The 7,575-nt window shown below is 72.9% G+C and carries 8 protein-coding genes and 3 pseudogenes; all 11 read left to right on the top strand.

Annotated features, from left to right (window positions below; all coding sequences use genetic code 11):
- Positions 1-814: hypothetical protein (locus tag JM949_RS31440; RefSeq protein WP_203151740.1), on the top strand; the 814-nt coding region annotated here is incomplete at its 5' end.
- Positions 811-1,469 (top strand): annotated as a pseudogene (locus tag JM949_RS31435) (SAF domain-containing protein). The gene JM949_RS31440 and the pseudogene JM949_RS31435, both read left to right, overlap by 4 nt.
- Before the next feature lie 2 nt (positions 1,470-1,471).
- Positions 1,472-2,251: pseudogene (locus tag JM949_RS31430) on the top strand (ParA family protein); the annotation flags it as partial.
- A gap of 11 nt (positions 2,252-2,262) precedes the next feature.
- The gene (locus tag JM949_RS31425) at positions 2,263-3,804 is read left to right on the top strand and encodes a CpaF family protein (RefSeq protein WP_203151739.1); all 1,542 of its coding nucleotides are present in this window, start codon (positions 2,263-2,265) and stop codon (positions 3,802-3,804) included.
- Between the two features lie 4 nt (positions 3,805-3,808).
- Complete coding sequence (locus JM949_RS31420) at positions 3,809-4,711, top strand: type II secretion system F family protein (RefSeq protein ID WP_203151738.1); 903 nt, start codon at positions 3,809-3,811, stop codon at positions 4,709-4,711.
- Positions 4,708-5,574 (top strand): type II secretion system F family protein, encoded by an 867-nt coding sequence (locus JM949_RS31415; RefSeq protein ID WP_203151737.1) that lies wholly within the window; start codon positions 4,708-4,710, stop codon positions 5,572-5,574. Before JM949_RS31420 ends, JM949_RS31415 begins: the two co-directional genes overlap by 4 nt.
- Before the next feature lie 23 nt (positions 5,575-5,597).
- Positions 5,598-5,801 carry a hypothetical protein gene (locus tag JM949_RS31410; RefSeq protein ID WP_203151736.1) on the top strand — a complete coding sequence of 68 codons (204 nt, stop codon included), beginning with the start codon at positions 5,598-5,600 and terminating at the stop codon, positions 5,799-5,801.
- 5 nt (positions 5,802-5,806) lie between these two features.
- Complete coding sequence (locus JM949_RS31405) at positions 5,807-6,250, top strand: TadE/TadG family type IV pilus assembly protein (protein ID WP_203151735.1); 444 nt, start codon at positions 5,807-5,809, stop codon at positions 6,248-6,250.
- Positions 6,247-6,714 (top strand): TadE/TadG family type IV pilus assembly protein, encoded by a 468-nt coding sequence (locus tag JM949_RS31400; protein ID WP_203151734.1) that lies wholly within the window; start codon positions 6,247-6,249, stop codon positions 6,712-6,714. The genes JM949_RS31405 and JM949_RS31400 overlap by 4 nt, the downstream gene beginning before the upstream one ends.
- On the top strand, positions 6,711-7,160 hold the full coding sequence (locus tag JM949_RS31395; protein ID WP_203151733.1) for a pilus assembly protein TadG-related protein: 450 nt from the start codon (positions 6,711-6,713) through the stop codon (positions 7,158-7,160). The genes JM949_RS31400 and JM949_RS31395 overlap by 4 nt, the downstream gene beginning before the upstream one ends.
- A 14-nt stretch (positions 7,161-7,174) precedes the next feature.
- Positions 7,175-7,575, top strand: a pseudogene (locus tag JM949_RS31390) (hypothetical protein); the annotation flags it as partial.

Genomic DNA, 7,575 nt, shown 5'->3' with positions numbered 1-7,575 from the left:
GGGCGCCGGCTGCCCACCCGACCAGCCCGACTGCAGCGTCTGGGACGACGAGCCCGGCAACCCGGGCGGCGGCGGCGGTGACGACGGAGACGACGGAGACGACGGCGGCGGGGGCGGGGGCGGCGTCTGCCAGTGGAACGGCCGGACCATCGCCTGCTACGACGAGTTCCTCGGGTGGTTCAACAGCGGCGACGGCTGCTACTACAAGCTGACCGAGGGGCCGTCCGAGCCCCCCGCGGGTCAGCAGTGGTACCTGCAGACCTGCAACGGCGGCGACCTGGGCGCCCAGGACCCCGTGCTGTTGGACGCGCCGCCGCCCGGGTTCGGCGCACCGCCCGACCCGGAGGAGCTGGCCCGTCGCGCGCTGGCGTCGATCAAGCTGCTGCCGGCACCGCTGCGGGTGGCACCCCGCAAGAGCGTCGGCCCCGGTCTGGTCGGCCTACCCGTGTGGATGTGGGCGGCGCGGAGCACCAGCTACTTCGGCCCGCTGACCGCGTCCGCGTCCGACCGGGGTGTGAGCGTCTCCATCGAGGCGAAGGTCCGCCAGATCGTCTGGACCATGGGCAACGGCGACACGGTCGCCTGCGACAAACCCGGCACCCCGTACGACGCGAAGGGCGAGCGAGCGGGCGGCACCTCCCCGGACTGCGGCTACGACCAGGGCTACCAGAAGCCCGGCACGTACCAGGTCACCGCGACCACGCACTGGACGGTGACCTGGCACGGCGGCGGCGAGAGCGGAGAAATCCTGGTGACCCGGAACAGCGGCGTCGTACCGATCCAGATCAACGAACTCCAGGTGGTGACCCGATGAGCCTCGCGACGCGTAACGGGACCGGCTCGGTGGAGGCGCCCGTCAACCCGCCGAAGGTGGTCCGGCAACGTCGGATCCGCCCGGGGCTGCTCGGTCTCGCCGTACTCCTGATCGCCCTGGGCGGGCTGGGCGCGCCTTCGCGGTCACCTCGGTGCGGGCCACCGGCAGCTACCTTGCGGTGGCCCGACCGGTGGAGGTGGGGCGGGAGATCAGCTCCGCCGACCTGGTCGCCGTGCAGGTCGCCGGTGGTCAGGGGCTACGCCCGGTGCCGGCCGGACGGCTGGACGAGGTGATCGGCAAACGGGCCGCGGTCGCGCTGGTCCCGGGCACTCTGCTCACCCTCGGGCAGGTCACCGACGACCCGCTGCTCGGCCCCGGCCAGCAGCAGATCGCGCTCGGCCTGAAGACCGCCCAGGTGCCGGCCCGCAAGCTGCACCCCGGTGACAAGGTCCTGCTGGTCAGCACGCCGGACAACAACGCCAACGGCGAGAATTCCGCCGCCGGCACCCGCTTCCCGGCCACCGTCATCGACATGGTCAGCCCGGCCAACGACGACAAGGTCCTGTACCTGGCGCTGCTCACCCGCGACGTGCCAGCGGTGGTGGCGCTCGCCGCACAGGAACGACTCGCCGTCGTGCTGACCGAGGCGGCCTGAGCATGGCGATCATCGCGCTGGTGTCCGCGAAGGGTTCGCCCGGCGTCACCACCTCGGCGCTGGCCTGCGCGCTGGCCTGGCACCGGCGGCTGGTACTCGCCGAGTGCGACCCGTCCGGCGGCTCGATCCTCGCCGGCTATCTCGGCGGTCAACTGGACGGCCCACGCGGCATCGGCGAGCTGGCCGTCGGCGAGCTGCGCGACGGCAATCTGGAGACCGCGTTCTGGTCGCAGCTCGTCGACCTGGACGCACCCCGCCGGGAACGGCTGCTGCTGCCCGGGCTTGTCGACCCGACCCAGGGCGGCAGCGTCATCCCGCTCTGGCAGCGCTTCGCCGACTACTTCGACGCCCTGGACCGGGGCACCCCCGGCTACGACGTCCTGGTCGACTGCGGCCGGCTGTACGTGAACGGGCCGCCGTGGCCGGTGCTGCGCGCCGCCTCGGTGGTGCTGTTGGTGACCCGGGCGCAGCTACCGGACCTCTCCGGCACCCGGGCGGTGGTCACCGCTATCGAACGGGACTTCGCCGAGCACCGGGTACCGCCGGGCACCCTGCGGCTGCTGCTGGTCGGTGGCGGGCACGGGCGGGCCGAGATCAGCCGCGCCCTGAAACTTCCGGTGATCGCCCGGCTGCCGCACGATCCGCGTACCGCCGGGGTGCTCGGCCTGGGTGGGACGGTGCGGGCCGGACGGCCGCTGATGCGCGCGGCGGCCGGGCTGGAGGTGCCGATCGGGGCGCTGCTGGAGCGGCGGCGGGCCCGCCTGGCGTGGCCCGTGCAGCAGGGGGGCGCCGGATGCGGTTTGAGCCGGTCTCCGCCGACCCGCGCCCGCAGCCACCGGCCGCGACCTCCACCGCGCCACCACTGGCCGGGCCGAACGGCCGCCACCACCAGGCCGTACCGATGCCGCAGCCGACGCCCGCGGCCACGCCGCAGCCGGAGTCGCCGCCCCGGCCCCGGATGGACTTCCAGGTGGTCCGGGAGCTGCGCCGGGAACTCACCGAACGGCTCACCCTGTGGCAGCGCGGCCGGGAGTTCACAGTCGACGAGGAGGAGACCGAGCGGGCCCGGCTCGCCGTGACGGTGGTCGCCGCGTACGCCGACTCGGTGCGCCGGGCCGGCACGCCGATGGCGGCCGGCGAGGAACGCCTGCTGCTCGACCAGGTGACCGCCGAACTGGTCGGGCTCGGCCGACTCCAGACCCTGCTGGTCGACGACACCATCGAGGAGGTGCACATCCTCGGCTGCGACCAGGTGCGCATCACCCGGCACGGCGGTGGGGTGGACTGGGCCGAGCCGATCGCCGACAGCGACGCCGAGCTGGTGGAGATCCTCCAGGCGGCGGCCCGGCGGGCGGGCGCGACCGAACGGTCGCTCTCCACCGTGAAGCCAACCCTCGACCTGCAACTGCCCGACGGCAGCCGACTGGCGGCGGTGTTCCTGGTCAGCCACCGCCCGTACGCGGTGATCCGTAAGCACAACACCCTGGACGTGAGCCTCGACGACCTCGCGGGCGGCCGGGGCGACCTGGACGAGATGATCGACCCGCTGCTGCGCGACTTCCTCCGCGCGGCGATGCGGGCCGGTCTGAACATCATGGTCGCCGGGTTGGCCGGTGCCGGAAAGACCACCGTCATCCGGGCCCTGATGAACGAGATCCCGCCCGACGAGCCGTACGTGCTGCTGGAGGAGAGCCGCGAGCTGCTGCCGGCGCGCCGCCGGGAGCGGCACCGGGCGGTGATGAGCTTCGAAGCCCGGGAGGGCCACGGCGAGCGCGGCTTCGACGGCCGACCGGCCGGTGAGGTGACCATCGCCGACCTGATCCCGCTGTCGCTGCGGATGGGCGTACTGCGGATCATCGTGGGCGAGGTGCGGTCCCGGGAGATCGTGCCGATGCTCCAGGCGATGACCACCAGCCGGGGCTCGATGTGCACCATCCACGCCCGCACGGCGGCCGGGGTGGGTGAACGGATCGTCGAGCTGGCGCTGGCGCACGGCCGCGAGATGACGGTCGACCAGGCCCGCCGGATGGCCGGCAACGCCCTCGACCTGATCGTCTACGTCACCGTCGAGGACGAGACCGCGATCGGCGGGCGCAAACACCGGTTCGTGTCCCAGGTGGAGGAGGTGATCGGGGCTGGCGAAGCCGGCCGGATCACCACCACCACCGTCTTCGGTCCCGGCCCGGACGGTCGTGCGGTCCCCCGGCACCTGCCCGAGCGGGTCCGCGACCAGTTGCTCCGGGTGGGTTACGACGCGCGGCTGCTGACCCGGTGGGTCGAGGCCGGCGCCGGTGCCTGGCGGCGACCCCGACAGACCCGACTGGCCCGGCGGTGACCTGATGCCCATCAGCCTGGAGTTGATCGCGGTGGTCTCCGGGGCCGCCTGTGTGGCCGGGCTGCTGCTGGCCGTGGTCGCGCTGGTCGGCACCCGTCGACCTGCCAGGCCGGGCCCGGGTGCCGGGCCGGGGGTGAATCGACTGTGGCGCGGGCCGGGTGCCACCCCGGCCGAGCAGCGGGCCTACCAGGGGCTGCTGCTCGCCGCGCTGGTGGTGGGCGCGTTGGCCTTCCTGCTGACCGGGCTGCCGGTGGTCGGCCTGCTGGTGGCGGTGGCGGTGCCCGGCACCCCGTGGCTGTTCGGGGTCGGCAAGGCCGAGCAGCGGGCGATCGCCCGGATCGAGGCGGTCGGTGAGTGGACCCGCCGGCTCAAGGACGTCTCCGGCACCGGGCAGGGCCTGCAGCAGTCCATCATCGGCACGATCGGCAGCGTGCCACCCGGAATCGAGGATGAGGTACGGCTGCTCGCCGCCCGGCTCCAGGCTGGCTGGATGGCCCGCTCCGCGCTGCTGGCATTCGCCGACGAGATCGCCGACCCGGTCTGCGACCAGGTGGTCGCGGCGCTGATCCTGCACCTCTCCGATCGGGGTGAACGGCTGGGTGACGTGCTCGGCTCGATCGCCAGCGCGGCGTCCGCGGAGGTGGCCACCCGTCGGGAGATCGAGGCCAAGCGCACCCAGCCCCGGTTCGCGGTCCGCTTCCTCACCGGAATGACCCTGGCGACCCTGGCGTACGGCCTGGTCAACACCGAGTACATCAAGCCGTACGGCACCCCGGTCGGTCAACTGGTGATGGCCGCCCTGGGTGCCGCCTTCATCGGTCTGCTGGCCTGGGCGCGGTCGATGAGCCAACCGCAGCGGCCGGCCCGGTTCCTGCCGGCGCCCGACCCGAGCGAGGTGATCGCGTGAACTGGCAGCTGACCATCGCGGTCTGTGGTGGTGCCGGCGTCGGGCTCGGGGTGTTCCTGGTGGTCCGGGAACTGCTGCCGGCGGCTCCGGCACTCGGGCCGGCACTGCGCCGGCTGCACCAGCCACCTGGTATCGGCGGGATCGCCGCCCCCGCCTCCCGACGGCTGGACTATTTGACCGGGATGGCCCGCTGGCTGCGTCCGCCGCACCGGCAACTCGCCCTGGTCGGCCAGACCCCCGAGCAGTACGCGCTGTCGGTGTTGCTCTCCGCGCTGTTCGGGCTGGCCATGCCGACAGTGCTCGGGATGGCGTTGTGGGTGCTCGGCATCTCGCTCCCGGTGGTCGTACCGGTGCTCGGCAGTCTCGGACTGGCGCTGGTCGGTGGTCTGCTGGCGCACCGGGCGGTGCTGGCCAAGGCCGACGCCGCCCGGGACCAGTTCCGCCAGGCGGTATGCACCTACCTCGACCTGGTGGCGTTGCAGCTCTCCGCCGCGCACGGGCCGGTGCAGTCACTTGAGCGCGCGGCGGCGGTCTGTCACGGCTGGGTGTTCGACCGGCTCCAGGAGTCGCTGCGGATCGCGCAGATGCAGATGCACGCGCCCTGGGACGAGCTGCGCGACCTCGCCGACAAGATCGGCATCCCGGAGTTGGGCGACGTCGGCGCGATCATGCGCTCGTCCGGCAGCGAGGGCGCGCAGGTGCACGAGACCCTGCGCAGCCGGGCCGACTCGCTGCGCGACCAGATCCGCACCGACAACCTGGCCCGTGCCGAGGCGGTGACCAGCAAGCTCGACATCCCGGGCGCGCTGCTCGTCTTCGTGCTGCTCGGGTTCGTCCTCTATCCGTTCATCGCCCGTGTCTGACCCGACATCTGAAGGAGAACGCCATGTCCATCCTCAGCTACCTGCACGTCGCGCTGACGACGCGCCTGGCCGAGCTGCGCCGCGACGGTGAGCGGGGCGACAGCCCGGTGCCCACCGCGGTGATCATCGCCGGCCTGGTCGCCGTCGCCATGGCCGTCACCGCACTGGCCCTGGCCAAGGCCAACAACTGGATGACCGGCATCCCGGACCACACCAACCCGGAGTAACAGGCATGCGTCGAGCCGGGTACCCGAGGTGGAGCCGAGCGGTCACCGCCGCCCGGCGCCGCCTCGCGGCCGGCGGCCGGGAGCGGGGAGCCAACCCGGTGGAGCTTGCCGTGCTGATGCCGCTGATCCTGGTGCTGCTCTTCGCCTCGATCCAGATCGCGGCGGTGTTCCTCGCCCGCTCCACCGCGATGAACGCCGCGCAGAGCGGCGTCAACGCCCAGCGCCGGTATGAGGCCGGCAACGGCGCCGGGGAGGACAGCGCCACCCGTTTCCTGCGAGCCGCCGGCGGCTGGCTGGTGGGCTGGGACGGGGCCGGCCCGGCCTGCGTGACCACCACGACCGACGTGACCTGCACGGTGAGCGGCCGGTCCCTGTCCGTGGTGCCGGGCGTGGACTTCGCGGTACGGCAGACCGCGCACGGGACGGTGGAGCGGGTGACCACGCCATGAGCCGTACCGCCGAGCGCGGCTCGGTATCCGTCGAGGTGGCGGTGCTCGCGCCCGCCTTCATCGCGCTGATGGTGCTGGCCGGGGTGGTGGGGCGCAGTGCGGTGGCAGCGGAGGCACTGGACGCCGCCGCCCACGACGCCGCCCGCGCCGCCTCGATCTCCCGGGATTCACGCACCGCCAAGCAGGAGGCCCTGGAAGCCGCCGAGCAGCAGCTGGACTGGCGCGGGTTGGCCTGCGCCAACGGCCTGAGCCCGACGTTCACCGGCTCGACGGGCGGCGAGGTCACCAGCTTCGACGACGCCTTCAGCAGCCCGATCGGTACGGACGCCACGGTGACGGTGAGCATCACCTGCCAGGTGTCCTTCCGGGACATCACCCTCGGCGTGCTGCCCGGGATGCCCACCGAGAAGCAGATAACGGCGAGCTTCACCTCGCCGCTGGACCGCTACCGGAGCCGGCGATGACCACCAACGCGCCGCTCGCCGAGCACGCGCCCGCCGGCGAGCACGGGCGGGTGAGCATCTTCCTGGCGGTGACGATGATCGGCGTACTGGCCATCGTCGGCCTCTCCTTCGACGGCGCCGGGCAGCTACGCACCCTGCAACGCGCCGACAATCTGGCCGCCGAGGCTGCCCGGGCCGGCGGTCAGGCCATCGACCGGGCCACCGCCATCGAGGGCGGGCCGAAGCAGATCCACCAGCCGAGCGCCATCGCGGCGGTGAACAACTACCTGGCCGCCGCGGGTACCTCCGGGCACACCGTGAGCTTTCCGGTGATCGGCGGGGAAACCCTGATCCGGGTGCGGGTCACGATCACCTACCAGCGCTCGATGCTCGGGCCGTTCGTGAAGCAGAAGACGGTCACCGTCACCGGCGAGGCGACCGCGCGAGCCATCACCGCAGGACCGTAGGAAGGGAGGCAGCCATGGCTGTATCGGGTGGATCCGTCGTGCGGCGGGCCGGACGGGTCCTCACCGGCATCGGCGCACTGGCCACGCTCTGCGTGTTGCTGGTCGGCGCGCCGATCGCGCTGCTGGCCTTCGCCGGCAATCCCCTGCCCGATCACCTCCCCACGATCAGCGCGGTGGGCACCGCGCTGACCAGCCGGGACGACGGGCAACTGTTCCTGCGGGCGCTGGCGGTGGCCGGCTGGTTCGGCTGGGCGACGTTCGCCTTCTCCGTGCTGGTCGAGGTGGGGGCACAGAGCCTGCGCCGGCCAGCGCCGAACGCTGACCAGCCGGGACGACGGGCAACTGTTCCTGCGGGCGCTGGCGGTGGCCGGCTGGTTCGGCTGGGCGACGTTCGCCTTCTCCGTGCTGGTCGAGG

The sequence above is a fragment of the Micromonospora tarensis genome (genome assembly GCF_016803395.1).
Classification (GTDB): Bacteria; Actinomycetota; Actinomycetes; order Mycobacteriales; family Micromonosporaceae; genus Micromonospora; species Micromonospora tarensis.
This window is presented reverse-complemented; position numbering and strand designations above follow the sequence as displayed.